This window comes from Paragemmobacter amnigenus (assembly GCF_009908265.2).
Taxonomy (GTDB): Bacteria; Pseudomonadota; Alphaproteobacteria; order Rhodobacterales; family Rhodobacteraceae; genus Paragemmobacter; species Paragemmobacter amnigenus.
Window position 1 is genome coordinate 164417 of the sequence record NZ_JAAATX020000005.1, and the last position, 25340, is coordinate 189756.

23 protein-coding genes are annotated in these 25340 nt (G+C 60.8%); 13 read left to right on the plus strand and 10 right to left on the minus strand.

Annotation, left to right across the window (positions count from 1 at the left end; all coding sequences use genetic code 11):
- The first annotated feature begins 2 nt into the window (after nucleotides 1–2).
- Nucleotides 3–557 carry an ActR/PrrA/RegA family redox response regulator transcription factor gene (locus GU927_RS08550; protein WP_101919692.1) on the plus strand — a complete coding sequence of 185 codons (555 nt, stop codon included), beginning with the start codon at nucleotides 3–5 and terminating at the stop codon, nucleotides 555–557.
- A 70-nt stretch (nucleotides 558–627) separates the two neighbouring features.
- Nucleotides 628–942: an H-NS histone family protein gene (locus tag GU927_RS08555; protein WP_161761979.1), complete on the plus strand. Its 315-nt coding sequence runs from the start codon at nucleotides 628–630 to the stop codon at nucleotides 940–942.
- Here the strand turns inward: GU927_RS08555 and GU927_RS08560 are convergent, their stop codons facing one another.
- Both GU927_RS08560 and GU927_RS08565 read right to left on the minus strand, forming a co-directional pair.
- Nucleotides 943–1818 carry a LysR family transcriptional regulator gene (locus tag GU927_RS08560; protein WP_161761980.1) on the minus strand — a complete coding sequence of 292 codons (876 nt, stop codon included), beginning with the start codon at nucleotides 1816–1818 and terminating at the stop codon, nucleotides 943–945.
- 175 nt (nucleotides 1819–1993) lie between these two features.
- A complete protein-coding gene (locus GU927_RS08565) occupies nucleotides 1994–2590 on the minus strand; it encodes an HD family hydrolase (protein ID WP_161761982.1) in 597 nt (198 codons plus the stop codon).
- A gap of 110 nt (nucleotides 2591–2700) precedes the next feature.
- Between GU927_RS08565 and ahcY the strand changes: the two genes are divergently transcribed.
- Together ahcY and GU927_RS08575 are read left to right on the plus strand one after the other, a co-directional pair.
- Nucleotides 2701–4101, plus strand: a complete 1401-nt coding sequence (ahcY, locus tag GU927_RS08570) for an adenosylhomocysteinase (protein WP_161761983.1) — start codon at nucleotides 2701–2703, stop codon at nucleotides 4099–4101.
- A 175-nt stretch (nucleotides 4102–4276) separates the two neighbouring features.
- Nucleotides 4277–4618, plus strand: a complete 342-nt coding sequence (locus GU927_RS08575; RefSeq protein WP_161761984.1) for a DUF2853 family protein — start codon at nucleotides 4277–4279, stop codon at nucleotides 4616–4618.
- A 206-nt stretch (nucleotides 4619–4824) separates the two neighbouring features.
- Here the strand turns inward: GU927_RS08575 and GU927_RS08580 are convergent, their stop codons facing one another.
- Genes GU927_RS08580 through tsaD form a run of 4 tightly spaced genes read right to left on the minus strand, consistent with a single transcriptional unit; the run spans nucleotide 4825 to nucleotide 7573 of the window.
- Nucleotides 4825–5247, minus strand: coding sequence for an EVE domain-containing protein (locus GU927_RS08580; protein ID WP_161762160.1), 423 nt, complete (start codon nucleotides 5245–5247; stop codon nucleotides 4825–4827).
- Nucleotides 5247–5519: a YciI family protein gene (locus GU927_RS08585; RefSeq protein ID WP_161761986.1), complete on the minus strand. Its 273-nt coding sequence runs from the start codon at nucleotides 5517–5519 to the stop codon at nucleotides 5247–5249. The genes GU927_RS08580 and GU927_RS08585 overlap by 1 nt, the downstream gene beginning before the upstream one ends.
- A 3-nt stretch (nucleotides 5520–5522) precedes the next feature.
- Nucleotides 5523–6482, minus strand: a complete 960-nt coding sequence (locus GU927_RS08590; protein WP_161761988.1) for an NAD(P)H-dependent glycerol-3-phosphate dehydrogenase — start codon at nucleotides 6480–6482, stop codon at nucleotides 5523–5525.
- Nucleotides 6479–7573 (minus strand): tRNA (adenosine(37)-N6)-threonylcarbamoyltransferase complex transferase subunit TsaD, encoded by a 1095-nt coding sequence (gene tsaD, locus GU927_RS08595; RefSeq protein WP_161761990.1) that lies wholly within the window; start codon nucleotides 7571–7573, stop codon nucleotides 6479–6481. Before tsaD ends, GU927_RS08590 begins: the two co-directional genes overlap by 4 nt.
- A gap of 42 nt (nucleotides 7574–7615) precedes the next feature.
- On the opposite strand from tsaD, the gene GU927_RS08600 reads away from it, so the two are divergent.
- The 3 genes from GU927_RS08600 to GU927_RS08610 all read left to right on the plus strand — a co-directional run bounded on the left by GU927_RS08600 (nucleotide 7616) and on the right by GU927_RS08610 (nucleotide 11042).
- The gene (locus GU927_RS08600; protein ID WP_161761992.1) at nucleotides 7616–8347 is read left to right on the plus strand and encodes a uroporphyrinogen-III synthase; all 732 of its coding nucleotides are present in this window, start codon (nucleotides 7616–7618) and stop codon (nucleotides 8345–8347) included.
- 68 nt (nucleotides 8348–8415) lie between these two features.
- Complete coding sequence (locus GU927_RS08605; protein WP_161761994.1) at nucleotides 8416–9561, plus strand: COG4223 family protein; 1146 nt, start codon at nucleotides 8416–8418, stop codon at nucleotides 9559–9561.
- 11 nt (nucleotides 9562–9572) lie between these two features.
- Nucleotides 9573–11042: a heme biosynthesis protein HemY gene (locus tag GU927_RS08610; RefSeq protein WP_161761996.1), complete on the plus strand. Its 1470-nt coding sequence runs from the start codon at nucleotides 9573–9575 to the stop codon at nucleotides 11040–11042.
- On the opposite strand, the gene GU927_RS08615 is transcribed toward GU927_RS08610, so the two are convergent.
- A complete protein-coding gene (locus GU927_RS08615) occupies nucleotides 11039–11830 on the minus strand; it encodes a DUF4198 domain-containing protein (RefSeq protein ID WP_217765570.1) in 792 nt (263 codons plus the stop codon). The two genes, GU927_RS08610 and GU927_RS08615, sit on opposite strands and share 4 nt — an antisense overlap.
- A 16-nt stretch (nucleotides 11831–11846) precedes the next feature.
- Here GU927_RS08615 and GU927_RS08620 point away from each other — a divergent pair, with 16 nt between their 5' ends.
- The 3 genes from GU927_RS08620 (at nucleotide 11847) to GU927_RS08630 (ending at nucleotide 14561) form a co-directional block, all read left to right on the plus strand.
- The gene (locus tag GU927_RS08620; protein ID WP_332838495.1) at nucleotides 11847–13070 is read left to right on the plus strand and encodes a HupE/UreJ family protein; all 1224 of its coding nucleotides are present in this window, start codon (nucleotides 11847–11849) and stop codon (nucleotides 13068–13070) included.
- A 208-nt stretch (nucleotides 13071–13278) separates the two neighbouring features.
- Nucleotides 13279–14232: a response regulator gene (locus tag GU927_RS08625; protein ID WP_161762000.1), complete on the plus strand. Its 954-nt coding sequence runs from the start codon at nucleotides 13279–13281 to the stop codon at nucleotides 14230–14232.
- On the plus strand, nucleotides 14229–14561 hold the full coding sequence (locus GU927_RS08630; protein WP_161762001.1) for an Hpt domain-containing protein: 333 nt from the start codon (nucleotides 14229–14231) through the stop codon (nucleotides 14559–14561). The genes GU927_RS08625 and GU927_RS08630 overlap by 4 nt, the downstream gene beginning before the upstream one ends.
- A gap of 8 nt (nucleotides 14562–14569) precedes the next feature.
- Here GU927_RS08630 and GU927_RS08635 read toward each other — a convergent pair whose 3' ends face one another.
- The 3 genes from GU927_RS08635 to GU927_RS08645 all read right to left on the minus strand — a co-directional run bounded on the left by GU927_RS08635 (nucleotide 14570) and on the right by GU927_RS08645 (nucleotide 20752).
- The gene (locus GU927_RS08635) at nucleotides 14570–16609 is read right to left on the minus strand and encodes a PAS domain-containing hybrid sensor histidine kinase/response regulator (protein WP_161762003.1); all 2040 of its coding nucleotides are present in this window, start codon (nucleotides 16607–16609) and stop codon (nucleotides 14570–14572) included.
- Nucleotides 16610–16646: 37 nt separating this feature from the next.
- Nucleotides 16647–17042, minus strand: coding sequence for a response regulator (locus tag GU927_RS08640; RefSeq protein ID WP_161762004.1), 396 nt, complete (start codon nucleotides 17040–17042; stop codon nucleotides 16647–16649).
- 146 nt (nucleotides 17043–17188) lie between these two features.
- A complete protein-coding gene (locus GU927_RS08645; protein ID WP_161762005.1) occupies nucleotides 17189–20752 on the minus strand; it encodes a PAS domain S-box protein in 3564 nt (1187 codons plus the stop codon).
- A gap of 212 nt (nucleotides 20753–20964) precedes the next feature.
- Here GU927_RS08645 and GU927_RS08650 point away from each other — a divergent pair, with 212 nt between their 5' ends.
- The 3 genes from GU927_RS08650 (at nucleotide 20965) to GU927_RS08660 (ending at nucleotide 25337) form a co-directional block, all read left to right on the plus strand.
- Nucleotides 20965–22860: a heavy metal translocating P-type ATPase gene (locus tag GU927_RS08650; RefSeq protein ID WP_161762006.1), complete on the plus strand. Its 1896-nt coding sequence runs from the start codon at nucleotides 20965–20967 to the stop codon at nucleotides 22858–22860.
- Nucleotides 22861–22922: 62 nt separating this feature from the next.
- Entirely contained in the window at nucleotides 22923–23861 is a 939-nt protein-coding gene (locus GU927_RS08655) for a transglutaminase-like cysteine peptidase (protein WP_161762007.1), read from the plus strand.
- Nucleotides 23862–23951: 90 nt separating this feature from the next.
- Nucleotides 23952–25337 carry a tetratricopeptide repeat-containing sulfotransferase family protein gene (locus tag GU927_RS08660; protein ID WP_161762008.1) on the plus strand — a complete coding sequence of 462 codons (1386 nt, stop codon included), beginning with the start codon at nucleotides 23952–23954 and terminating at the stop codon, nucleotides 25335–25337.
- Nucleotides 25338–25340 lie beyond the last annotated feature (3 nt).

Here is a 25340-nt window from a genome sequence, read left to right on the forward strand (position 1 = left end):
CGATGGCTGACGATCTGACTGCAGAGCTTGGCCCTGACCGCACGCTTCTGCTTGTGGACGATGACGAACCATTCGTGAAACGACTCGCCAAGGCGATGGAAAAGCGTGGCTTCCTGCCGGAAACTGCGGAAAGTGTGGCGGCGGGGAAGGCCATCGCCATGACACGACCGCCCGCCTATGCCGTGGTGGATTTGCGGCTTGAGGACGGAAACGGACTGGACGTCGTGGAAACCCTGCGCGAACGTCGTCCGGATTGCCGTATTGTGGTCCTCACCGGCTATGGGGCGATTGCTACGGCAGTGGCAGCCGTAAAGATCGGTGCGACGGATTACCTCTCCAAACCTGCCGATGCAAACGATGTGACAAATGCACTTTTGTCGCGGACCGAAACACTTCCTGCGCCGCCCGAAAATCCGATGTCGGCTGACCGCGTACGTTGGGAACATATCCAGCGCGTATATGAGATGTGTGATCGAAACGTGTCTGAAACCGCGCGAAGACTCAGCATGCATCGCCGGACGCTTCAGCGGATTCTTGCAAAAAGAAGCCCGAAGTAACCGGAACGTTGTTTTACCGTAATTATTAAAGTATCTGTAGCCCATTCCAATCTTGGGAAGGGAACGGGAAATGTCTATCGATCTGAATTCCTTGTCGTTGAAAGAGTTGAAGGATTTGCAAGGTCAGGTGGCAAGGGCGATTGCAAACTTCGAGGACCGCAAGCGTAAACAGGCTTTGGCAGAACTTGAAGAAAAGGCGCGGGCGATGGGTTTCTCGCTTGCCGAATTGACCGGCACTGCTGCGCCGCGAAAGCGCGCACCGGCCACGGCGAAATACGCCAATCCTGCTGACCGCTCGGATACGTGGTCCGGTCGTGGCAGAAAGCCGCGTTGGTTTGCTGATGCGCTGAAATCGGGCAAGAAGCCTGAAGACATGGCAGTCTGATCAGGCGGAATTCTCAAGCCATCGGATAAAGGCACGGGTCGCGGCGCGCTGCGGCCCGTGTGCCATGACAAGAAAATATCCGGGCAACCTGTCCTTGCTGTCGTGAAGCAGGATCAGCCTTTGCTCGTCCAGATCGTCCTGCAACAGTGCAAGACTCTCTACGACCAGTCCCAATCCCTGACGCGCTGCCGCAAGCGATAACTCTTCATTGAAGAACTCCGTCCGGCTGAGCCTGTCGGGACTTAATCCGAGGCTGCGCAGGTAATTCTCCTGTTCGGGCCAGTCTCGCGCAAGGATCCATTCCATTTCCTGCATTTCGCTGGCCTTCAATGTTTGGCGTCCGTCTAGCAGGGCAGGCGAGGCGGCAACTGCCATTCGGGCCGGAGCAAGAAAGCGCGAAATGACGTCAGGCCAGTCGCCGTTACCATACCGGATGGCAAGGTCCATCCCCTCGCGCCGGAGATCCAGAATGCGAGGGTCGGGGTGGAGCGACAGGGCTATGTCAGGGTGGCGATCCCAGAAATCCTTGAGCCTTGGCATCAGCCATTGCGCGGCGAAGCTGGCGGTCAGGGTAATGCGGACAGGGCGGTCTGATCCGGACGATTTGAGGGCGGCAATGCCATTCGCCATGGTCCCGAAACCATCGGTCAGGGCCTTCGCTAGCTGCTTTCCCTCGTCTGTCAGAGCCATGCCGCGCCCGTCCCGAATGACAAGCGGCGTATCGAGATGGCCCTCCAGCGCGCGAACCTGCTGGGCCACTGCGGCATGGGTGACGTTCAGCGCGCGCGCCGCCTGCGAGAAGCCACCAAGTTCAGCCACGGCAGCAAAGGCGCGCAAGCCGGTCAGCGGAGGGAGGATGCGCCAGTCAGTTGTCATGAAAGTTCAGCTAACAGTTATGAAAGTTTTATGACTCGGAATTCTGGGTGGGTCCGCGTAGGAACGCCAGCATAAACAGCAAAGAGGAGCCGAAAATGTTGAACATCATCGCAGAGGCACTGCTGCTTGCCGCAGGTCAGAGACCGCAGCGCATCGCACCGGTTCACAAGGGACGTTAAGGCGTGCAGTCCAGCAGCAGCTCTGCGTGCCGCGACACGTAGTCCGCCCGTACCACTGTGGGCGGGCGAAGCCTTATTTCCAGTCCCCGCAAGATAAGGGGGTCCGGCTTTCCAAAAAGGCGATCTGCCTCGTCCCGTCCGAATCCGGCGATATGCACGGCTTCCAGCCATGCAGATACCTTGTCGGCTGATTTGATGGCCTTCTTGATCGGGCCCGGAAGAACCGCCGGAAGACCGAAGCGCAGATGCACCGCGGCCGTCAACCGTTCGTCCAGTGCCCCGTATCCCGGGCCGATGGCTGCCTTGACGGGACTTATCATGTCACCGATCACATATTCCGGTGCGTCATGCAGCAGTGCTGCCAACTGCCAGCGCGGACCTATCCCTGGATTGGCGCATGTGAAGATCTGTTCCACCAGAAGCGAATGTTCCGCCACGGAATAGGGCCAGTCGCCGTGCGTCTGCCCGTTCCATCGTGCAACGAAGGCAAGCCCGTGCGCGATATCCGAGATTTCGATATCCATCGGCGTCGGATCGAGCAGGTCGAGCCTGCGACCCGAGAGCATCCTTTGCCAAGCGCGCGTCTGTTTCATCTATTGCGCGGCCTTCCCCTATGAAACCTGTGTTACCCACCGTTCCATTGTCGGTGGCGCGATCCCGTGCTATCTCGCCCGCAAATTCAGGGTTCAAGGAGCAACGGCAGATGCCGCAGGATTACATCGTCAAGGATATCGCGCTTGCCGAATTCGGACGCAAGGAGTTGACCATCGCCGAGACCGAAATGCCGGGTCTCATGGCGTGCCGCGAGGAATTCGGACCGACGAAGCCGTTGAAAGGCGCGCGGATTGCCGGTTCGCTTCACATGACGATCCAGACGGGTGTTCTGATCGAAACGCTCAAGGCGCTGGGCGCGGATGTGCGTTGGGCGTCGTGCAACATCTTCTCGACGCAGGATCACGCGGCGGCGGCGATCGCGCAGGCAGGTGTTCCGGTTTTCGCCATCAAGGGTGAAACTCTGGAAGAATATTGGGAATATACTGACAAGATCTTCCAGTTCGGCGGCGAGGGCGGCACCTGCAACATGATCCTCGACGATGGCGGCGATGCGACGCTGTACATCCTGCTGGGCGCGCGGGTCGAGGCGGGCGAGACCGACCTGATCGCCGTGCCGACGAGCGAGGAAGAGGTCTGCCTCTTTAACCAGATCAAGAAGCGTCTGGCGGCAAGCCCCGGCTGGTTCACCAAGCAGCGCGCGGCCATTCAGGGCGTGTCTGAGGAAACGACGACCGGCGTGCATCGCCTGTACGAGCTGCACAAGAAGGGGCAGCTGCCCTTCCCGGCGATCAACGTCAACGACTCGGTCACCAAGTCGAAGTTCGACAACAAGTACGGCTGCAAGGAATCGCTGGTGGACGGCATCCGCCGTGCGACCGACACGATGATGGCGGGCAAGGTGGCCGTGGTCTGCGGCTATGGCGATGTGGGCAAGGGTTCCGCCGCCAGCTTGCGCGGTGCCGGGGCGCGGGTGAAGGTGACGGAAGTCGATCCTATCTGCGCGCTGCAGGCGGCGATGGACGGGTATGAGGTCACGATCCTGGAAGACGAGATCAAGACCGCCGACATCTTCATCACCACGACCGGCAACAAGGACGTCATCCGCATCGAGCATCTGCGCGAGATGAAGGACATGGCGATCGTCGGCAACATCGGCCATTTCGACAACGAGATCCAGGTCGCCGCGCTGCGCAATCACAAGTGGACCAACATCAAGGATCAGGTGGACATGATCGAGATGCCTTCGGGCAACCGGATCATCCTGCTGTCCGAAGGGCGTCTCTTGAACCTTGGCAATGCGACGGGGCATCCGTCCTTCGTGATGTCGGCCTCCTTCACCAATCAGGTTCTGGCGCAGATCGAGCTGTGGACGAAGGGCAAGGACTATGCGCCCGGCGTCTATATCCTGCCCAAGCAGCTGGACGAGAAGGTGGCGCGCCTGCATCTGAAGAAGATCGGGGTGAAACTGACCGAACTGCGCCCGGATCAGGCGGCCTATATCGGGGTGAAGCCGGAAGGCCCGTTCAAGCCGGAACACTACCGCTACTGAAAACGCCAAAGCCTAGGGAAAAAGGGTCCGGATCACGTCCGGACCCTTTTTGCTGCGCGCTGTTCCGCAACCTGACGAGACGGGACGCACAATTCGTTTGCACCGTATCCGAACAACTTTAAGCTTTGCTCTGATCCGGCGTCTGCGCCGCCGGTTGACAGGGAGAGTGACGGATATGAGCAAACGTAGCGAACTTATTGCCAAATATGCAGACGACCTGAAATCCAAGTGCAAGATCACACCCGACCTTGCCCTTCTGGAAAAGGTTACGATCGGTTGCGGTCCGGCGATCTATAATGCCGACAGCGAGACGGTGGCCGCCAGCGACCCTGACGAAGTGGAGCGGGTGAAAACGAACTTTCTGATAAAGAAGCTCGGTCTTTCCGACGGTCCGAAGCTGACCGAGGCGATCAACGCAGTCGTCGACACCTATGGCCGATCCGAGCGCAACAAGTATCGCGCGGTCGTATACTACCTGCTGGTCAAACATTTCGGAAAAGAGGCTGTTTACGGCTGACATCGCGCTTGGCCAGACCCTGCCCGCTCCATCGGGTGGGTTTTGAGTAAAATGGTCAGCACAAGCGATTTGCGCGCCATCGCCCGATCTGGCACCTTGGGTTTACAGGACAGGACGTCCGGGACCCTTTTGCGAACACGTGTGGTGCTCGGGGAGCGCGTGGGGTGGCTGGAGGGTCCTGTAGGGGTGCAGGGCCCTCCTTTTTCTTACCTGTCGGGCAATCCACCCATACCGCAAACGATGCGCCATTCCGTCTCTGTGACGGGCTGCACGGACAGGCGCGTATTGTTGACCAGCACCATGTTCTCGAGGCCGGGTTCGACCTTGCAAGCCTCCAGACTCACGGGGCGCGGCATCGGGCGAAGGGCGCGAACCATAACACAGTCCCAACGTGGGTCATCGGTGGTACTGTCGAGCGCGCTTTCGCGGATCACCTCGACGATGCCCACAATCTCTTTTCCAATATTCGAATGATAGAAGAAACCCTGATCCCCGACCCGCATGGCGCGCATATTGTTTCGCGCCTGATAATTCCGGACGCCTGTCCATTCCTCGCCAGCATCACCTTTGGACACCTGATGTGGCCACCCGAAAACGTCAGGCTCGGACTTGAACAGCCAGAATGCCATCAGCCGATAACCTTTTTCCATTCGCGGATGTCTACCGACTGGAAGAGCCCCGCCTTGGCATAAGGGTCATTGGCGGCCCAATCCCGCGCCTGAGCCAACGTTTCCACGTTCAGGATGACGAGCGATCCGGCCATCTCGCCGGACTCGGTAAGAAAGGGACCAGCCATTTCGACGATTCCGGAAGACTGGATATGGTCCAGATGAGCTGGGCGGTTTTCCTGACGGATATGCAGGTGTTCCGGCTTATCAATGCAGATCAGTGCCACGCGCATGGGTCACTCCTTCTTCAGCGGTCGGGAAAGCAGGGTCTGGATTGCAACAGAAAGGTCAATATGTCCGTCGATAAGAGCGGAAACCATACCCGTGACGGGTAGATCCATCCCCCGCGCGCGGGCGAGCTTTGTGACCGCCCTTGCCGTAGCCGCACCTTCAACCGTTACGGCCTGATCGAAGGTTTCTCCCGCGCCGAGTGCCATTCCATACCGGAAATTGCGGGACTGGGACGAGGTGCAGGTCAAGACCAGATCGCCAAAGCCCGATAGCCCCGCCAGCGTTTCAGCCCGCGCCCCAAGCGCGAGCGCAAGACGCGTCATCTCGGCATAGCCGCGTGTCATCAACGCGGCGCGCGCGGACTCCCCGAGTCCGGCACCGATCGTTATGCCCGCAGCGATGGCGATCACGTTCTTCAGAGCCCCGCCAAGCTCGGCACCAACCGGATCATCGGTGAGGTAAAGCCGCAGAACAGGCGTGGACAGGAGGTGCTGCAGCCGCATTCCGTCCGCAAGATCGGCACAGGCGAGCGTCAGGGCGGTCGGTAACCCAAGTGCAATATCCGCAGCAAAGCTGGGTCCAGTCAGAACTGCACGTGGCGATGCGGGGGCATCTTCGGCGAGAATTGCGCTGGGGCCGGTAAGCTTGGTCAGATCGACCCCCTTGCAGCAGGCTACAAGGGGCTGCCCGTCCAGAAATGATCCGGCGCCGGACAGAAAACCGTGCAGCGACTGCATGGGAAGCGACAGAAGGATGGCCTCCGCGCCTTGCAGATCAGCAAGGTGGTTCGTTGCCGTGACACCGTCAGGCAGGATGACATCGGGCAGGCGCGAACTGCGCCGGTGTCCGGTAATCTGTCTCACCTGTTCTGGGTCGCGCGCCCAGAGCGTGGTCGCCTGACCGTTGCGGGCAAGGGCCACGGCAAGCGCCGTACCGAAGGCGCCGGCACCCACGATTCCGATCATGCCTTGGCCCCCTTCTTTCCGGAGCCGATCAGGGGCGGCGCGCTGCTGTCGAGCGGCCACCGTGGGCGGGCAACAAGGTCTGTTACGTCGCCCATCCCTGCGCGGTGCCTTTCGATTCCGGCCCATGCGATCATGGCGGCATTGTCCGTGCACAGTCGAAGTGGGGGCGCGATGAAACGGGTTCCGGTTGTCGCGCAAACAGTTTCTAACTTTGCCCGAATGGCCGCATTTGCGGCAACACCACCTGCAACGGCCAGGGCCGGATGGGCCGGACCGTACTGGGCATACAGCGCCAGCGCGCGGCGTGTCTTTTCGGCCAGAACATCCGCGACGGCAGCCTGAAATCCGGCGCAGAGGTCGCGACGGTCCTGAACGGTGATGCCGCCCTTTTCTGCGATAAGCGCATCGCGCGCGCGCAACAGGGCCGTCTTCAATCCCGAAAAGCTCAGATCACAGCCTGGACGATCAAGCAGGGGGCGTGGGAACGCGAAGCGGGCGGGATCGCCCTTTGCCGCTTCGGCCTCGACCGCCGGACCGCCGGGCTGGGGCAGGGCCAAGAGCTTTGCCGTCTTGTCGAATGCCTCACCCGGCGCGTCGTCGATGGTGCCGCCAAGGCGATCGAAACGGTCAACGCCTTGAACGACGAGAAACTGGCAGTGACCGCCCGAAACAAGAAGCATCAGATAGGGGAATGAAAGGCCATCCGTAAGACGCGGAGTAAGGGCGTGACCGGCAAGGTGGTTGATCCCCAGAAGAGGCTTGCCGCATCCGGCGGCGAGTCCCTTTGCCAGCATCACGCCTGATAGCACGCCCCCGATCAGACCGGGTCCCGATGTCACGGCAATTCCGTCTATGTCGCACAGTCGGATACCCGCCTGCAGCAGCGCCTGTTCGACACAACCATCAAGCCGCTCTGCATGGGCGCGTGCCGCAATCTCGGGGACGACGCCGCCGAAGGCCGCATGCAGCGCAGTCTGGCCTTCCACGACCGAGGACAGGATGGCGGGTTCCGTTCCATCGTCGTGGCGCACCACGGCGGCGGCGGTGTCGTCGCAGCTTGATTCGATGCCAAGGAAGGTAAGCGTTGCCATATCCATTGCCCGCAGGGTCGGGATGGGGGTAACACCCTTGTCATGACCCCGCAACACCACGTCCTGCCGGTTCTGCTGACGCGACCTGCCGCGCAGGCCGACCGGTTTGCCGCAGAGCTTGTCACACGCTTCGCAGATGGCATTCTGCCGGTTTCTACCCCGTTGCTGACCCCGGTATTTCTTTCCCCTTCCCTGCCCGACGGCCCGTTTTCCGCGCTGATTCTGACGTCCGAGACCGGCGTGGCAGGGGCTGTGCGCCTTCGCGAAGCAGGGGCAAGGTTACCGAGAAGAGCGTTCTGTGTGGGCGACAGGACGGCCGCAACCGCGCAAGCGGCGGGATTTGACGCCGTTTCAGCGGCTGGAAATGCCGAGGCTTTGATTTCCCTCATCCTGTCCAGCGGCGAGTCGGGACCGTTCCTGCATATGCGAGGGAAGGAGGCGCGTGGCGACATCGTGCCGCGACTCGTGGCCAAAGGGCAGCGCGCGGAAGCGGCCGTGGTCTATGCCCAACAACCGCTCGCTCTGACGGCGCAGGCGCGAGAGGTGCTTGCAGGTGACGGGCCGGTTCTGGTGCCCCTGTTCTCTCCCCGCACGGCGCAAATCCTTTGCGAGCAAGGCCCTTTCAAGGCCCCTCTCTGGGTTGTTGCCATCAGCCCTGCAGCAGCGCGCGAAGCTTTGCCACTGAATGCGGAACGCCTTGTTGTGGCAGAGCGGCCGGATGCCGCGGCGATGCTGGACGCAGCTGGAAGGCTTATCGGTTCCCCCTGTGCTTGAACCTTTCGGCTGGCGGAGAGTAGTCTAGTCCAGAACTACCCTGAGCGGGTGGGCGAAAGGACCTGAATATGGCCAAGCGCAAGACCGACGAAGCTCCGGTGACCGAGGACGCAGACCTGATGGCGGTGGTCGAAGCGACCGATCCCAAGGCAACCGAACCAGAGGTCGCCGCACCTGAACAGTCATCTGCGCCCATCGCTCCTGCTGCGGTCGAGACACCACGCGGGGGCGGCAGTGGTACCAGTGCGTTTTTCGGGATGGTGCTGGGTGGACTGATTGCCGCTGGCGCGGGTTTCGGCCTTGCCCGCTATATGCCGGACCTTCTGCCCATGGGTCAGGCCGTGCCGGATCAGGCCATTGTCGCGCAGGCAGAGGAAATCGCCGCGCTGCGCGAGCAACTGGCGGCACTGGCCGGAAAGCCGCAGGCAGGGGCTGCTTTGGAAGAACGCGTCGCTGCGCTTGAGGCTGCACCTGCGGCCGACATTGGTGCTGTCGAAGCGCGTCTTGTGATGTTGGAGCAGGCGGTCGCAGAGCTGGAGGCCAGACCGCCAGCGGTGGATGGTGCTGCACCTGAACTGGCGGCAGAGGTTCAGGCGCTGAAAGAACAGATAGCGGAGCTTGGGTCGGGAGGCACGATACCCGCCGATGTCACCGCAGCGGCCGACGCTGTCGAAGCGCGATTGAAGGAAGCCGAGGCGCGGGCAGCTACGCTGGCCGAGGAGGCAGAGGTTGCAGCAATTTCTGCGCGACAGGAGGCTGCGGTCGGCCGGATTGCGGCAGCCCTGGACAGTGGGGCACCCTATGCAGCCGCCTTGCGCGATTTGCCGGCGGATGCGGTACCTGCGGTACTGGTCGACCATGCGGCAACAGGCCTGCCGACGCTGTCCATGCTGCGCGACACGTTCCCCGCCGTTGCCCGTGATGCGCTTGAAGCGGCGCTGCGGGCGAATATGGGGGAAAGCTGGACTGACCGGGTGTCGAACTTCCTTCGCAGTCAAACGGGCTTGCGCTCGCTCACGCCGCGCGAAGGCGATGATCCTGATGCCATCCTTTCGCGGGCGGAAGCAGCGCTTGGGCAGGGTCAGCTGGGTGATACTTTGGCCGAACTGGACAAACTGCCAGAGACCGCCAAGCCCGCTTTGGCCGATTGGATCGCCACAGCGCAGCGTCGGCTAGAGGCAGAAGCTGCCTTTGCCACGCTTGCAGCCAACTGATGGGGGCCGGGATGATCTGGTCACTCGCAAAGGTTCTGCTGTTCATCCTTATCGTCGCCACTTTGACACTCGGCGCTGGCATCCTGCTGGATACGGGCGGCGGGATACGCATTGCTGCGGCGGGATATGAATTCACGCTCGGGCCGTTGCAGGCCCTGATCGTCTTTCTGGCAATGGTTGTTCTCGTATGGCTTCTGTTGAAGCTTGCCGGTCTGGTTGTCGCCGTTTTCCGGTTTCTGAACGGGGATGAAACGGCGATTTCGCGCTACTTTGACCGGAACCGCGAACGCAAAGGGTTTCAGGCCCTGTCCGAAGGCCTGCTTGCGCTGGCCGCGGGCGAGGGCAGGCTGGCGCTCAACCGTGCCATCAAGGCCGAGAAATATCTGGCAGAGCCACATCTGACGACACTGCTGGTGGCACAGGCTGCCGAAGCCGCGGGCGATACACGCCGCGCGACCGAGGCCTACAAGGAACTGCTTTCATCCGACACGACACGTTTTGTGGCGATCCGCGGTCTGCTGCGGCAGAAGCTGGCCGAGGGGGACAGCGAGACAGCGCAGAAGCTGGCGGTGAAGGCGTTGGAGCTGAAGCCCCGACATGAGGAAACGCAGGACATCCTTCTGAAACTCCAAGCCGAAAGCAGGGACTGGAAGGGTGCACGGGCAACGCTTGGCGCCAAGCTGAAGGCAGGCGCCTTGCCCCGCGACGTCTACCGGCGGCGCGATGCCGTTCTGGCGCTGCAGCAGGCGCAGGGTGTGCTGGACGAGGGTGCCACGGTCGAGGCACGCGAAGCGGCGATCGAGGCGAACCGTCAGTCACCGGATCTGATTCCCGCTGCTGCAATGGCTGCACGTGCCATGGCGGAAAAAGGTGATCGCAAGGGGGCGATGCGTGTTCTGAAGAAGGCATGGGATGCAAAGCCGCACCCTGATCTTGCGGCTGCCTTCGCCGATATCGAACCTGCAGAGTCACCGACACAGAGGTTGAAGCGGTTCCAGACCCTTACCGCCAATCATCCGGCGCATGAGGAAACGCGCCTGCTCATGGCAGAATTGAACATCGCTGCCGAGGATTTTCCCGCGGCACGCCGTGCCCTTGCTGACATAGTCGAAAAACACCCGACCCAGCGGGCGCTTGCCATCATGGCGGCCATCGAGCGCGGCGAGGGCGCGGATGAGGCGGTCGTGCGCGGCTGGTTGGCCAAGGCATTGACTGCTCCGCGCGGGCCGCAATGGTGCTGTGACAAGTGTCAGGCGGTCCATGCGAAATGGGATCCGATCTGCGACAATTGCGGTGGATTCGACACGCTGTCATGGCGCGAACCACCCGAGCGGACAGGCCCCTCTGCGACAGGGGCCGAGGTGTTGCCGCTCATCGTGTCGCCGCCCAAATCCGCAGACCAGACGCCCGCACCACAATCCGGCGCATCACCCGAGCCCGAAGTCATCGACCTCGAGGCAATCGTCCGCCGTGGCGGTTAGGGCGAAAACGAAAGGCTGGCCCACCAGCTTTGCCAGACTGCAGCCGCGCTGTCTTCGACCGGTTCTATACGGACCGCGGACAGCAGATGAAGTCCCTGCCCTTGAAGCGGAATGGTCACCAGTCCTTCGCCGTCGGTCGTGAAAAGCTGGCGTGTCACGCCTTGGGGCGGTTCGGCTTCGGGAGCAGCATGAAAGAGGGCCACCTGAACGCCCGCCGCCGGTTCCCCTTGCCAGGTTAGGCGGACAGGAAGCGAGCCGAGCCCCGGTTCATAGGGGTTGCCTTGCGCTACCAGCTCGAACGGCATGTCCGTGGGTGCGTCTGTCTGTCCCTCGATCACAGGCCCCGACTGGATCAAGGCACGTGCATTGCGGCTGTACCGCTCTCCGAAACCTGTCTCGGGCAGGCTGCGACTGCGATGGGACTCGAGAATTCCGGTCAGCCCCTCGTAGGCGAGATAGTCCTCGAACACGTCCATGGTTTCGAAAATGACGAAGGAGGGTGTGGTTTCCACGCTGATGCGGTGCAGTCCGGCATCAAGGGACGGAAGCCGCAACGCAGGGATATCGCCCGTCCTCCCCGTCAATGGCGTCGGACCCTGATCCGGTGACCAGAGCTGCACGGCGCGGAACGATTGCTTCAGCCAAGGAAAGACCTCTCCGGACAGGTCGGAGCCGACGCGCAAGTCAGCGGTCACTTCTTCGTCGGGGGTGGGGTGAAACTTTGACGCATCGATCCAGTATTCATGCGAAAGGATGGGCATCGCCGGAACGGTGAAGACGATGGCCAAAATAAGGAGCCTGCGAATGGACATCGGTCAGCCTCTCGGCGGTTGCGCTTTCTCTGGCGGGATCAGATTGTCCTTCGACGGGCAGGGTCAAGGGCAGGGACGGGGGCGGGGCATGAAAGCTTTTGCTGTTTGGGCGGTGATGGTGTGGTTCCTGTTGCTTCCGGCGCCGGTGAACGCCCATGAGGTGATGCCCTCGATTGCCGATTTCGAACTGCGCGACGGCATGCTTACGGTTGATGTACGTGCCAATCTGGAAGGGTTTGTCGCTGGTATCGACCTGACGGCGACGAGCGATACGAATGCCGCACCACAGTCGATGGACTACGATGCCTTGCGCGCCCTTCCGCCCGAGGTACTGGAAGACAGATTTCGGGCGTTCTGGCCCGGTATGGCCCCGCGCATCCATGTTCTCGCCGACGGCAAGGACGTTACAGGGGTCGAACTGGTTGCGGTATCGGTGGGCGAAGTCGGGGATGTGAACCTGTCGCGGGCCTCGCACTTTACCTTTGCCGTTGGTCTGCCTGCGGACGCAGAGGCCATCCAGATCGGCTGGGCATCACAGTTCGGCGCACTCGTCCTGCGGCAGAACGGTGTGGAAGAGCCATATGACGGTTACCTCGAAGCGGGTGCCCTGTCCGATCCGATCCGTCTGTCCGGTGGAGACAAGATGACGGCATGGCAATCCTTTGCCGCCTATGTTCCGGTCGGGTTCGATCATATCGTTCCCAAGGGGCTGGATCACATCCTGTTCGTCTTGGGCCTGTTCTTCCTGTCGCCCGGCTTGCGTCCCCTGCTTTGGCAGGTATCGGCCTTCACCCTTGCCCACACGGTGACGCTGGCGTTGGGTGCACTTGGCTATGTCACTGTTTCGGCGTCCATTGTCGAACCCGTGATTGCCGGCTCCATTGTCTTTGTTGCGGTTGAAAACATTGTTTCAAAAGGACTTAACCCGTGGCGGCCAGCCATCGTCTTTGCGTTCGGCTTGCTTCACGGGCTTGGCTTTGCGGCGGTTCTGGGCGAATTCGGTCTGCCTGCGGACGGTTTCATTCCCGCACTGATCGGGTTCAACATAGGCGTGGAGTTGGGACAGCTTTTTGTCATCGCCATGGCTTTCCTTCTGGTCGGCGCGTGGTTCGGAAGGAAAGACTGGTATCGCGCGGCAATCGCCGTGCCTGCCTCGGCTGGCATTGCGGCGATCGGGGTTTGGTGGGTGCTGGAAAGGGTCTTTCTGGGCACCTGAATGCTGCGTTGTTGTCCTTCCTTGGACAATTTGAAAACCTGTACACGCTATGGGAGAAAACACTGGTCGGTCCAACCGTTAAACATCGTTAAGTCGTCCTATTTCTGCCGCTATTCCCCGCCATTTTCATCATCGGGGCGTAATGAAATTTAACGCGTGATCCCGTCCACTCTCGGGGTAAGGCGTCGAAACCGATAGGAAACGAACGATGAGGATACTCGCAATCGACGATGATCCTGTGTTTCTTGAACTGCTGGCCGGCATGCTGCGCATGATCGGCTATGCACAGGTGACGACCATGTCTTCCGGACAAGAAGCTCTGCATGAACTGGATTTTTCGGGGCTTCTTTACGACTGCATCCTGTCAGATATGCAAATGCCCGATCTGGACGGCGCGGCCCTTACCGCGGCCATCCGGCAGCGCACCGCCTACCGTCAGACGCCGATACTCATGATCACCGCCATGTCTGGCAAGAACACGGTGGACGAGGCATTCGCCGCAGGCGCAACCGATTATATCACAAAGCCTTTGGACATCATCGAGCTGCGCGCACGCATAGGCATGGTAGACCGGCTGCTGGCCGAGCGTCGCAGGCTAGCGGAATTCGCGCGCCTTGTAGGCCAGCGTGCCGCCGCGGCCGAGATAAAGGCCGAGTTCGAGACCCCGATCATGATACCCGGGTTTGATCGAGGCATCGAGTTTCTGGCAATGGAAAACTACCTGCTGACCCTTGGGGTCAAGCGGATGTATTCAACCTCGGCCTTCGCGATACACATCAAGAATGCCGGGATCATCTTCAACAAGGCATCCGGCAGCACTTATGTACAGATGCTGGGCGATGTTGCCGCACAAATTGTCGATGCGCTCAAGACAGAAGAGGTCATGATCGCCTATGCGGGCAGCGGCACGTTCGTCTGCATGACGGAACGTGATCTGGGTCAGGCCACAGATGATCTGGAAATACTCATCAATATCGGCCTGATGGATTTCGAGACGATCTACGCCTCTGACCGTCTGCCCGTCCCGCAGGTCCGTGTCGGAGAACCGGCCCGCAGCGCCTTTCTGTCGCCGACGAAACCGACGCGCATCATCGAACGTGCGATCCAGTCTGCCACAACGCCACCTGAAAAGCGGCCCAAGAGCGGGCAGTTGGTCGCATGACCGCGATCGAGCTTCGGGGCGGTCGCCGTCCCGATCATCCTCTGGCGGCCGCCGAACGGCTGTTCCGGCAAGTCGCTGCGGATCGGCTGGATGTCCTCAGCACTGCATGGGTCCGGCTGGATTCAGGACACCATATCGCCGAGGCGCTGGTCGATATCAGGTCGGTCTCCCACAAGATCGCGGGAACGGCTGCATCGCTTGGTCACGCGGGGCTGGGCCAGCTTGCGGAAAAGGTCGAAGCCCTCTGCATGAACGGATCCGGACGGGACGATCTGCAACGCGCCCTGCGCCCCCTGATTTCGGCATTGGCAGAGCTGATCGACGACTGACCTATCCCTCAGTGGCGCGGCAGAAGTGTTCGGATCGCCTTGGTCACGTCCGCCATTGTCAGCGGCTTGGACACGCAACTGTCAAAACCCCAGATAAGATACTCGACGATCTGGTGCGACATGGCATTGGCTGTCACGGCAATGATCGGCAGCCGGGCGGCACCCGCGGCCTGTTCCTTGGCACGAATCCCCTCAAGCGCGGCTTTGCCATCCATCACCGGCATCGCGATGTCCAGCAGGACGACATCGAACTTACCGGGCTCCCAGGCATGAAGTGCCTGCAAGCCATCGCCGACCGTGGTCACCTCTGCGCCGGACCGCTTGAGCATGAGCTCAAGGACAGACCTGTTGGTCCCGTTGTCGTCCGCGGCCAGAACGCGCACACCGTCCAGTCGCCCCTCGGACTCGGCGCCAGCAGTGGACGAAGGCGGGGCATCGGACATCACATCCGTAACCGGAAGCGGAAGCTCGACACGCACCTGTGTGCCCACACCGGGGGCCGAGGTTACGGTGATGTCACCACCCATCCGGCTGACCAATGTCCGCGTGATTGCCATGCCGAGACCCGTTCCACCAAACCGCCGCGTAACGGAACTGTCTGCCTGGCGAAATTCCTCATGCAGCCGGGCAATCTCTTGCTTGTTCATCCCGATACCGGTGTCGCGCACCTCGAATACAAGGGATGTGCCGCGTCGGCCCGACACCTCTACTGTGACTTCGCCGCGGTCAGTGAACTTGATCGCATTCGAAATCAGGTTGTGCAGGATCTGCTGGACCCGGAAGGGATCACCCATCCGGTGCAATTCGGCCCCCGTTGAGACGAGCACTTCGAAATCCAGCCCCTTCTCTTCCGCCTTGAGCCGATGCAGATCCTCGACACGCTCTGCCATCTCGACCGGACTGAAGGGTACGGTCTCAAGCTCTAGCTTGCCTGCTTCGATCTTCGACATATCCAGAATGTCGTTCAGGATGTTCAGGAGCGACTCGCCCGACCGGCGGATCGTGCCGATCATCCTGCGGTGTTCAGGATCGGTCAGTGTGGCATCCAAAACCTCGGCCATGCCCAGAACGCCATTCAGTGGCGTGCGGATTTCATGGCTCATATTGGCCAGAAACATGGATTTCGTCCGGCTTGCCTCTTCTGCACGCGCCTTGGCAAGGTAAAGCTCGGTCACATCCGAACCGACACCCCGATACCCGAGGAACTGGCCAGCAGCATCAAACACCGGTTGGCCCGAAATGCGGAACCATCGTTCTTCGCCGCCTTCCGAATAGGGTGCGCGGTAGACAAAATTCCGGAACGGTACTCTGCTCTGCTGCGCTGCGAGGATCGTTGCCCAGTCGGCGCTGGCCTTTACCTCCGGATGCGCCTCGAGCCACTCGACGCGGGTCTTGCCGATTACCGTATCGCCCGTCAGACCAAGCCGTTCTACATGTTCGGTATGCGACAGGTAGGTGAACCGCAAATCCTGATCCTGCTCCCAGAACCAACCGTCAGTCACCGCGGCAATGTCGGTGAAACGCTGCTCGGCTGTGTCGCGCAGGGCCAATGCCTCTTCCAGCTCCTGCTTTGCCCGCAAGAGTGCCGCTTCGCGAGATTTCTGTTCGGATATCTCGATCTGGATGCCTGCCATGACCTTTGGTGACCCGTCTGCCTTGCGCCGGACCACGCGCGCGCGGTCAAGGACCCAGATCCAGTGCCCTGATTTGTGGCGCATCCGGTACTCGGCCTCATACGAGTCGCGTTCGCCGGACGTGCAGCGCGTCAGCTCCGCCTCGACCCAGTCCTTGTCATCGGGATGGATAAGGCGGCTCCAGGTCTCGTATGTGATCTGGTTCAGTTCGCCCGCAGCATAGCCCAGCATCTCGGCCCAGACGTCATTGACCAACTGGCCTACGGAATCGAAATCCCACGTCCACGTCCCGACCTGGGCTCCCTCGATCACGTCCCGCAGGCGGCGCTCTGCCAGAAGAAGAGCCTCCGGCGTGACCAAAGCGGTCCCGCTATCGTCAACGTCACGTCCGCCCGGCCGGATCTGGTTCTTCATCTACTGATCTTCCTGCCACTTGCTACCGGATGCGGGGTCAGTCCCTCCGCAAGATGGACTCGATGGTGGTCAGAAAAGTCTCGGCCTTCAGGGGCTTGGGAAGGACCGCATCGATAAGGCCATCTCTGGATTTCACTTCGGCACGATCCGCATCTGCAGTGAACCGGACAACCGGTGTTGCCGCATTGCTTGAATTGCCTGACCGCAGATAGCGGATCACGCGGTCGCCCGTGATATGCGGCATGTTGTGGTCGAAGAGCATCAGGTCGTACTTCGAGCCCAGCGCAGCCTCCAGCGCACTGCGCCCGTCGCCCACCACTGTCAGTTCGATATGTGGCGCAGAGGCCAGAAACGCCATGACGATCTGTTGGTTGATCTCGTCGTCCTCGGCAAGAAGGACGCGATATTTTTGACGATATGAAGTGGCGCTCATACCTGAACCCTGTGCCTGCCAATCTGCCCTCGGAAAACGTCATCACAACTCGGGGGCGAGAATGTGGTCAAAAAGGGGAGTTAATATCCCCTAACTCTCTGTGGCTTTTCCCGTTCGTTCAAGCGCAAATGCCCGCCGTCCTGCCGTCATACCTTCAAAAGCGTTTTCAAGGCGTGAAAAAGCTCCCCGCGCTTGAACGGTTTCGCAAGGTGGGTGTCGTAACCGCCGACGATGTAATCTGCGACCTGATTTGGCATCGCATTGGCGGTCACCGCGATTGCCGGAACGGGGCGCATCTTCAACTCTGATTCGCGGGTCCGGATGCTGCTCAGGGCGGCCATTCCGTCCAGAACGGGCATCGTTATATCCAGAAGAAGAACATCGAATGCCGCCCCTGACGTCGCTGCGATTTCCCATTCACGCACCGCCTCTACCCCGTTCTCGGTCAAGGTCAACGCGACGCCGGTGCCTGACAGCATCTCTGTCAAAACCAGTCGGTTCGTAAAATTATCGTCCGCTATCAGGATCTTGCGACCCTCCAAAATGGAAAGGTCGGCTGCGGGGTCTGGTTCAGCCGTACTCCGCTCCAATCGCGCTGCCTCGGCAAGCGGGATGACGATTCGGACGTCGGTTCCCTGTCCCTCCTGACTGTTCATGGTAATCATGCCGCCCATCAGCAGCACCAGTTGCCGTACGATGGAAAGCCCAAGTCCCGTTCCCCCGAAACGGCGGGTGGTCGATCCGTCGGCCTGTTCAAAGCTTTCGAAAACCCGCGACAACTGTGCCTCGGTCATGCCAACGCCGGTGTCGGTGACATCTATTGTCACGGGCCGTCCCGACCGGCAGGACAACGTCAGCCTGACACGCCCTTTTTCGGTAAACTTTATCGCATTGCTCAAAAGGTTATTCAGTATCTGGATCAACCTGTGCGGGTCCCCCATGCGCGGAATATCCGCGCCCGCACTCGTCATCACCTGCAGTTCCAGCCCTTTCTCTTCTGCCTTGATGCGGTGCAGTGCCTCGACCTGTGACAAGAGGTCGGACAACAGGAAGGGAACCTCTTCCAGCTCCATTTTCCCCGCCTCGATCTTCGACATGTCGAGGATGGAATTCAGAACGGTCAGCAGCGTCTCGCCGGACCGTCGTATTGTGGCGACCATCTGCTTCTGTTCCGGGGCCGATACAATGCCGTCCAGAACCTCCGCCATGCCCAGTACGCCATTCAGCGGGGTCCGGATTTCATGGCTCATGTTGGCAAGGAAGATCGATTTCGCCTTGCTTACCTCCTCCGCCCGCGCCCTTGCCTCTTCCAGCCGCGCGGTTGCGGCAAGTTCCTCGGTAATGTCCGAGAAGGAAACGACGACATGCCGCTCTGCTTCGGCCGTGACCAGCGGAACTGCATTGGCCGAGAGGACCCGACGTGTTCCATCTTGCCAGTGGAGGGCAAAGCGGATGTTCCTGACGATGCCGCCATGTTCCAGCGCCTGACGGAAGGGCAAGGCGGCCTCGTCCAGATTTCCACCGGCCACTGTCTCCAACCGCCATTCCGCCGCGTTGAACCGTCGTCCGCGCAGGTCCGACCCGCTCAGCCCCAGAATGCGCTCCGCCTCGAGATTGGCATAGGTGATCTCGCCTGCCTCGTTCAGGACGGCAAGCGCAGCGATGGACGTGTCCATGACGTCAAACAGATAGGCGCGCCCTGCTCTCAACTGTTCCTCGAGCCTCTTGCGCTCGGACACATCCAGATGCACCCCGGCCATCACCAACGGGCTGCCGTCCGCTGCCCGTCGCGTGATCCGCGAGCGGGACAGGATCCACACCCAGTGACCCGCCTCGTGGCGCATCCGGAATTCCATCTCGCTGAACCCGTCCCCGCGTTCGGGGTTGTCGCGGTGCGGATCGGGCAGGCTATCCGCATCGTCCGGATGGACAAGCTCCCGGAATTCCTGCAGCCGAAGGACGGTGAAATCCCCCGCCTGCCTACCCAGCATCTTCGCCCAGTTCCCGCCGACGCGCAGGGTTTCGGTCGCAAGATCCAGTTCCCACGTTCCGATCCCTGCTACTTCCATGATGCCGCGCAGCCGCGCCTCGGCGTCACGTAACTCTGTGTTGGCCGCATCAAGCGCGGCAATCTGGTTGTGCCGGGCAGTTGCATCGATCGCGATTGCTACCAATCCGCCGTCGCTTGTCCGCGTATGGATGCGGCGAAGCCATCTCCCGTCCGGCAGTTGCACCTCGTCGCTCTGCGAAGCCGTCCGATAGGCGCCAAGCCTGTCCGCAATCCACGCTTCGCCGTCCGCCGAAGCGACGCCAGGACCGAAAACGCCAAGTTCCACAGCCTTGCGCAAAAGACTTTCCAGCGCAGCCCCGGGTTGGCAGTGGCGCGCAAGCTGCGGGAACATGTCCACATAGGCCCGATTTGCGACGACCACGCGGTCCTGATCATCCAGCACTATAACCCCGTCCGGCAGGGCATGGACCGCGTTCTCCAGACGTGTGCGGGCCTCGCTCGCGCTTTGAGCCAGCAGTGAAAGTGCTGCCTCCTGTTCCTTGATCCGGGTCACGACCGTCTCAATAGAGACAAAACCGACCAGCTTGCCCGATGCGTCTTCAAGCGGAACCACGTTGAAGTCGATCCAGTAGCGATTGCCCCACCGGTCCTGATTGACGGTCTGGCCCGAATAGGCCCGACGGTTCCTGACTGCCTGCTCGACACCTTGCTCGTTGGCCCTGTCCGCGCCGGGTATCCGGATCACGTCACCGAAGTATCGCCCGCGAATCTCGTCCAGTGTCCAACCCGTCTGGCGTTCGAATGCGGCGTTACACCAGACCACATTCTCGTCGAGATCGGTGATACAGACGAGGTTCGACATCGTCTCGACGATCTTGCCAAGACGGGTCAATTCGTCTCGCATCCGCATGTCTGCCGATACGTCCCGCACGATGAAGATGACGGTTGGATCGGCCTCGGGCTCCTCGGCAGGCTTGGCCGCGCCAGTAAGCTCGAACCAATGTGCTCCGTCCGGCAGATCGAGGCGGAAGCGCACACCTTCGCAGTGGCCTGACGTCACCGTCCGGTTCAGCGCCGCTTGAATGATCGGTGTCACATCCGGCGGCATGACCGAAGAAAAATGCACTCCAGTAAGGTCTTTGTCCGAAACAAGACGAAGCCTCTTCGGCCCTGCGGTAAATCCGGCAAAGTGTCCGTCTGCTGTCACTTCGAAAAGCAGGTCCGGCATGGCGGCAAGCGTTGCTTCCAGTCGCCGCGCCATGTCGAGGTGAGAGCGTTCATTCTCCCGTCGCTGAAGGATCGCTTCCATTGCTTCGGCTGTGGCCGCAAGGATCTCCAGGCTCTCGCGGTCAAGTGGCGGGGAACCTTTCGCGACGCCCAGAACCAGCAAGGCGACAAGACGCCCGTCGTTGCGGACCGCGAGAACGTGGAACTGCTCCGCTCCTGCATGTACCGCGCCCAGATCAGAGGCGTCCAGCATTACCGCGTCGGATTCTGCCCTGTCGAAACATGCAAATAGCCGTGCCGGATCAAGGATCAGCGGCGCGTGGTCCTTGGCCGAATATGTATGGCTTTCGGTCAGCGTGGCGCGGTACAGGCCAGCCCGGTCCGCGGAATACAGTCCGGCCAACTGTGCCAGCACATCCTTGATGGCCAGATCGAGATCCGCGGGCAAAGCCCTGACCAGACCGCTCAACATGCGGAGAACCGAAACCTGTCCGGTCAAAATACACTGCCGTGTCCCGGACAGGTGATCACCTGCCAAGGCAGCTCGCCTATCCCGTCACGCCCCTGATTCATATTCATGAAGTGGCTGGGGAAAACAAGGCGGCACAGCCTGCAGTTGTTGCCCAACAAGGGACAGACTGTCGCGCCCCTTGTGGTCCGGTTCGGGGCGCGTAAGCTTGACGAATGGACCATGATTTTTCTGACAGGTTCGGGCCCGCACTGACCGGACTGACGCTTGCTGGTCTCGCGCTTGCGCTGGCTGACCGGTTTGTGGTCCCGCTTCCTGCCGACCTGGCCGTTCTCGGGCTCTGGCTCGCCTATATGGCTGGCGGTCTGCCCGCTGCGGCGACGGCATTCAGGGCCCTGTGGAAGGAAAGGGTGCTCGATATCGATTTGCTGATGGTCGTGGCTGCACTTGCTGCTGCAGCGGTCGGCGCTGCGATTGAAGGTGCTGTCCTTCTGGCCCTGTTCTCGCTCTCTTCGACGCTGGAACATCGCGCCATGGGCAAGGCACGACGCGCCGTCGAGGCCCTCATGGCACTGCGTCCGGACAGCGCGATCCGGCGACTGGAAAGTGGCCTTACCGAAGAAGTTCCGGTCAGTGCCCTTGTCCGCGAGGATGTGTTTATCCTTCGCCCCGGCGCGCGGGTTCCCGTTGACGGGCGGATCATAGAGGGCGAGGGCTCGCTTGATGAGTCCTCTATCACGGGCGAATCCGTTCCCGTTCACAAGGCCGCAGGTGCGTTTGTGCACGAGGCGACGGTGAACCTGAATGCCATTCTGGCGGTTCAGGTGGAAAGGCCTGTTTCAGAGTCGACCGTCGCCCGCATGATTGCGCTTGTGACCGAGGCACAGGCGATGAAGGCCCCGTCCGAACGGTTCTCGGACTGGTTCGGACAACGCTACACCGTGGGCGTTCTTCTTGGTTCGGTGTTATTCTTTCTCCTGTTTGTCCGCATCGGCATCGACATCGAGACCGCGCTTTACCGTGCTGCGACGCTTCTTGTTGCGGCAAGTCCCTGCGCTGTTGTGATCTCTGTTCCTGCCGCCATTCTGTCCGCCCTGTCTGCCGCTGCCCGCGGTGGCGTGCTGTTCAAGGGGGGCGCCGCACTTGAAACGCTTGCCGAGGTCAAGACCTTTGCCTTCGACAAGACCGGAACGCTGACAACCGGCAAGGCCGAGGTGAAACGGATCATCTCCCTTTGCGGGACCGAGGATGACGTGCTCTCGCTCTTTGCAGGGATAGAAGCGCATTCAGAACATCCTATCGCCGAAGCCATTCGCAGGGCTGCGGTTGCACGCCGACTCGTTCCCGCAGTTTTCGGCGAAGTGACCGCCTACCCGAGCGAGGGCATCACCGGACAGGACAAAGGACAGGTGATCTGGGCGGGAAATCCCAGAATGGTGGCGCGTATGGGGGCCGACCTTGCACACCCCTCCCTGAACCTGCTGCAAGATGGGTCCGAGACGGTGGTGTACCTTGGCCGTGACGCGCGCCTTTTGGGGGCGATCACCGTTGCCGACCAACCCCGCGCTACCTCGGCAGCAGGCCTGGCAGCCCTTCGTGCTGTCGGAATCGACCGTCTTCTCATGATGACAGGTGACCGCCGACCGGTTGCGGAACGGATTGGCGCAGCCCTCGGTTTGCGAACCGAGGACATCCATTCGGACCTCTTGCCGGCCGACAAGGTCCGTCTGGTCGATGAACTCGGTCGCGACGGAAAAGTGGCTTTTGTCGGCGATGGCGTGAACGATGCCGCCGCCCTCGCCCGCGCGGATGTAGGCATCGCGATGGGCGCTGCGGGCAGCGAGGTTGCGCTTCAGGCGGCAGAGGTCGCCCTGCTTTCAGACAATATGGAGCGGCTTGCAGAAGCCCACCGGCTTGCCCGCCGGACGGCAACGATCATCCGCCAGAATCTGGTCTTTGCCCTTGCCGCGATGCTCGTTCTGGTTGTGGGTGGGCTTTTTTTCGAACTTCCTTTGCCGCTTGCCGTGTTGGGGCACGAAGGTGGAACCGTTCTGGTTGTCCTGAACGGCCTTCGACTGCTGTTTGACCCCATTCGAGTTAACAAAGGTTGACAAACTAGACGTCTCTCAAGACCCTGAAACTGTAGTGTAACCAGTTGCCGGGTTGTTGGCAGATGTCTGAATACAAGTTCCCCTACGGCCATGGCGGCCGCGACTTCCCTCAGCACGATTCCCTTTTCGGGAATCCGGAAGTCAATCTTCCCACGGATCACTTCCTGCCTTCGCCAATGGCCCAAACGGACCGGATAGCCGGGTCGGACCTGAGATTGCGCCATTTCGGATGGGCCATCTGTGGCGCAATCCGGACTGCATTCTACCGGGCTTGCCCAAAAATGCCCCGCTTCGGCCCCACGACCGACATGCAGTTTGGCTTTCCTGACCGCGTTCTGGGTTTCGCATGGCTGGGGAGTTGCATGCTCGGATTAGAAAAGCTGCCAATACGCGCCTCGAGGCACCGGATCGGTGCCGCCTGGCTTGCCGTTGTTATCGGACTGGGCGGGGCCACCCCTGCGCTGTCCATAGATGCAAACCGGCCCTCGGTGACCGGTCTCATACCTGTGCGTGCAGTGGTCCAGCCGCCAAGCGGCGCAAAGCATCTCTGCTCGGTCTATGACTGGGCTTGTGCGCGATCAGGTCGGACCAAGGCCATTGACGATGCCTCCCTTCGCATGGTGATGGACGTCAACCTGCGGGCAAATCGTTCCATCCGTGCGGTATCCGATCTGTCGCAGTATCGGATCGAAGAGCGCTGGGCCTTGCCGACAAAGCGGGGTGGGGATTGCGAGGACTACGCGCTTTTCAAGAAGAACGAGCTCATCAAGGCAGGAATCCCCCCGGAACAACTGCTGATCGCGGCGGTGTTGGACCGTAACCGCAATTCACATGCGGTACTTGTCCTGCGGACCGGGAAGCAGGACCTTATTCTCGATAATCTGACCAACCGCATCGTGCCGTGGCACAAGACGGGATACACGTTCCTGCGACTGCAGGATCCACAGAATCCCGCGCGCTGGCTCTCCGCCTACGCAGGCGGCATCTTCCCGCTCAGTTGACGGATTAACCGTCGTTACTTTGCCTTGACGGCCGCGCCCGCGCCGCCTGTATCATCCGCGCAGACATTGGCGACGGAACGGATTACGCACTTGAGCGAGATTAAACAGCTTCTCGACAACCGCTTCGACGACGCGACCGAAGCCGCGGATGACGGCAAGTTCGCCGAAGCCGTTTCCATCTGTAACGAAATTGTCCGCCTTGACCGCACCCATAATGAAGCATGGAAACTGCGGACCGAGATGCTGATCGCCATCGGCAGGCGCGATCTGGCCTTCGAGAACGCACGCGAGGCGACGAAGCTGTTTCCGAAGATCCGCGCGCACCGTTTGATGCAGGCCCGCATCCATGTGCTCGAACGGCGCTGGGACAAGGCAGCCGCCACATACAGGGCCGTATTGCGCGATCACCCGCTCCATATGAATGCAATCCGCGAGCTTATGGACTTCGAACAGATCACGCCCGAGGACGATATCTGCAAAAGGCTGAACGCAGGTCAGGACAACCCGGACTTGAACGTCTATGACCGCGCATCCACCCAGTTCCTGCAGGGTCAGATCTACATGAACGCAGGGCGCGACGAAGAGGCTTTCGCATTCTTCGAGGAGGGGAACCGCCAGATGCGCGCCGTGCATGAAGGCGTGCGTCTCGAATACAGCTTCAGCCGTTGCCTGCCCGAATTCGATGCAGCCTTCCAGCGGCGCCATCAACAGCCAGAGCGTCCGGCTGATTGCCCGCTGTTCGTGATCGCTGGCCTTCCGCGTTCCGGAAAGTCCCTGCTCGAACGTCTGCTGTCCTCCCAGCCTGACCTTGTTGCAGGCGGGGAAACGGCAAAGATCTACAAGATCTTTCTGGACGTTGACCGATCCCGGGGCGCGGACGTTGCGATGGAAAAGCTCTTGTCACGCAAAGTTTCACCGATCCGGCGCTATTTCGAGGCCGTTCTCGCGAACGGACCAAAACCGAAGGCCCGGCGGGTGATCGACACGACTCCCGGAAATCTGGAACAACTGGCCTTTCTTGGGCCGCTGCATCCGGATGTGCCCATCGTCTTTGTGCAGCGCGAGCCGCGCGATTTCGCTGCCGCTCTGTATTTCAAGCAGTTCAACAAGGCACACCGCTATACCTACGATCTCGAGGTAGCCGCACGCGCCATCGCGCGGACCGAGCATCTGGCGAAGCGTTGGCGCGAGACCATGCCCAATCCGACCATCACGGTATCCTACGAAGAGCTGGTCGCAGATCCCGTGGGTGTCGCTGCCCGTATCCTCGGACATTTTTCCATGCCCGTGGACCGCGCTGCGCTTGAAGCTGCGGCTTTTGGCGACGGCCGCCAGCTCAATCTGACCCCGGGCCGTTCGCTGGATGGTGTCGGAATGATCAGCAGCGATCTGGTGGGTTTCTCGCGACGATTTGCAGGCAGACTTGCGTCAACCATGTCTGCGTACCTAACTGAACAACAGCGTTTAACTGCATAGAAT

What these genes read in the sequence shown, in the direction of transcription:
- GU927_RS08550 (WP_101919692.1), top strand. Translation starts at nt 3, where the DNA reads ATGGCTGACGATCTGACTGCAGAGCTTGGCCCTGACCGCACGCTTCTG.
- GU927_RS08555 (WP_161761979.1), top strand. Translation starts at nt 628, where the DNA reads ATGTCTATCGATCTGAATTCCTTGTCGTTGAAAGAGTTGAAGGATTTG.
- GU927_RS08560 (WP_161761980.1), bottom strand. Translation starts at nt 1,818, where the DNA reads ATGACAACTGACTGGCGCATCCTCCCTCCGCTGACCGGCTTGCGCGCC.
- GU927_RS08565 (WP_161761982.1), bottom strand. Translation starts at nt 2,590, where the DNA reads ATGAAACAGACGCGCGCTTGGCAAAGGATGCTCTCGGGTCGCAGGCTC.
- ahcY (WP_161761983.1), top strand. Translation starts at nt 2,701, where the DNA reads ATGCCGCAGGATTACATCGTCAAGGATATCGCGCTTGCCGAATTCGGA.
- GU927_RS08575 (WP_161761984.1), top strand. Translation starts at nt 4,277, where the DNA reads ATGAGCAAACGTAGCGAACTTATTGCCAAATATGCAGACGACCTGAAA.
- GU927_RS08580 (WP_161762160.1), bottom strand. Translation starts at nt 5,247, where the DNA reads ATGGCATTCTGGCTGTTCAAGTCCGAGCCTGACGTTTTCGGGTGGCCA.
- GU927_RS08585 (WP_161761986.1), bottom strand. Translation starts at nt 5,519, where the DNA reads ATGCGCGTGGCACTGATCTGCATTGATAAGCCGGAACACCTGCATATC.
- GU927_RS08590 (WP_161761988.1), bottom strand. Translation starts at nt 6,482, where the DNA reads ATGATCGGAATCGTGGGTGCCGGCGCCTTCGGTACGGCGCTTGCCGTG.
- tsaD (WP_161761990.1), bottom strand. Translation starts at nt 7,573, where the DNA reads ATGGCAACGCTTACCTTCCTTGGCATCGAATCAAGCTGCGACGACACC.
- GU927_RS08600 (WP_161761992.1), top strand. Translation starts at nt 7,616, where the DNA reads ATGACCCCGCAACACCACGTCCTGCCGGTTCTGCTGACGCGACCTGCC.
- GU927_RS08605 (WP_161761994.1), top strand. Translation starts at nt 8,416, where the DNA reads ATGGCCAAGCGCAAGACCGACGAAGCTCCGGTGACCGAGGACGCAGAC.
- GU927_RS08610 (WP_161761996.1), top strand. Translation starts at nt 9,573, where the DNA reads ATGATCTGGTCACTCGCAAAGGTTCTGCTGTTCATCCTTATCGTCGCC.
- GU927_RS08620 (WP_332838495.1), top strand. Translation starts at nt 11,847, where the DNA reads ATGGACATCGGTCAGCCTCTCGGCGGTTGCGCTTTCTCTGGCGGGATC.
- GU927_RS08625 (WP_161762000.1), top strand. Translation starts at nt 13,279, where the DNA reads ATGAGGATACTCGCAATCGACGATGATCCTGTGTTTCTTGAACTGCTG.
- GU927_RS08630 (WP_161762001.1), top strand. Translation starts at nt 14,229, where the DNA reads ATGACCGCGATCGAGCTTCGGGGCGGTCGCCGTCCCGATCATCCTCTG.
- GU927_RS08635 (WP_161762003.1), bottom strand. Translation starts at nt 16,609, where the DNA reads ATGAAGAACCAGATCCGGCCGGGCGGACGTGACGTTGACGATAGCGGG.
- GU927_RS08640 (WP_161762004.1), bottom strand. Translation starts at nt 17,042, where the DNA reads ATGAGCGCCACTTCATATCGTCAAAAATATCGCGTCCTTCTTGCCGAG.
- GU927_RS08645 (WP_161762005.1), bottom strand. Translation starts at nt 20,752, where the DNA reads ATGTTGAGCGGTCTGGTCAGGGCTTTGCCCGCGGATCTCGATCTGGCC.
- GU927_RS08650 (WP_161762006.1), top strand. Translation starts at nt 20,965, where the DNA reads ATGGACCATGATTTTTCTGACAGGTTCGGGCCCGCACTGACCGGACTG.
- GU927_RS08655 (WP_161762007.1), top strand. Translation starts at nt 22,923, where the DNA reads ATGTCTGAATACAAGTTCCCCTACGGCCATGGCGGCCGCGACTTCCCT.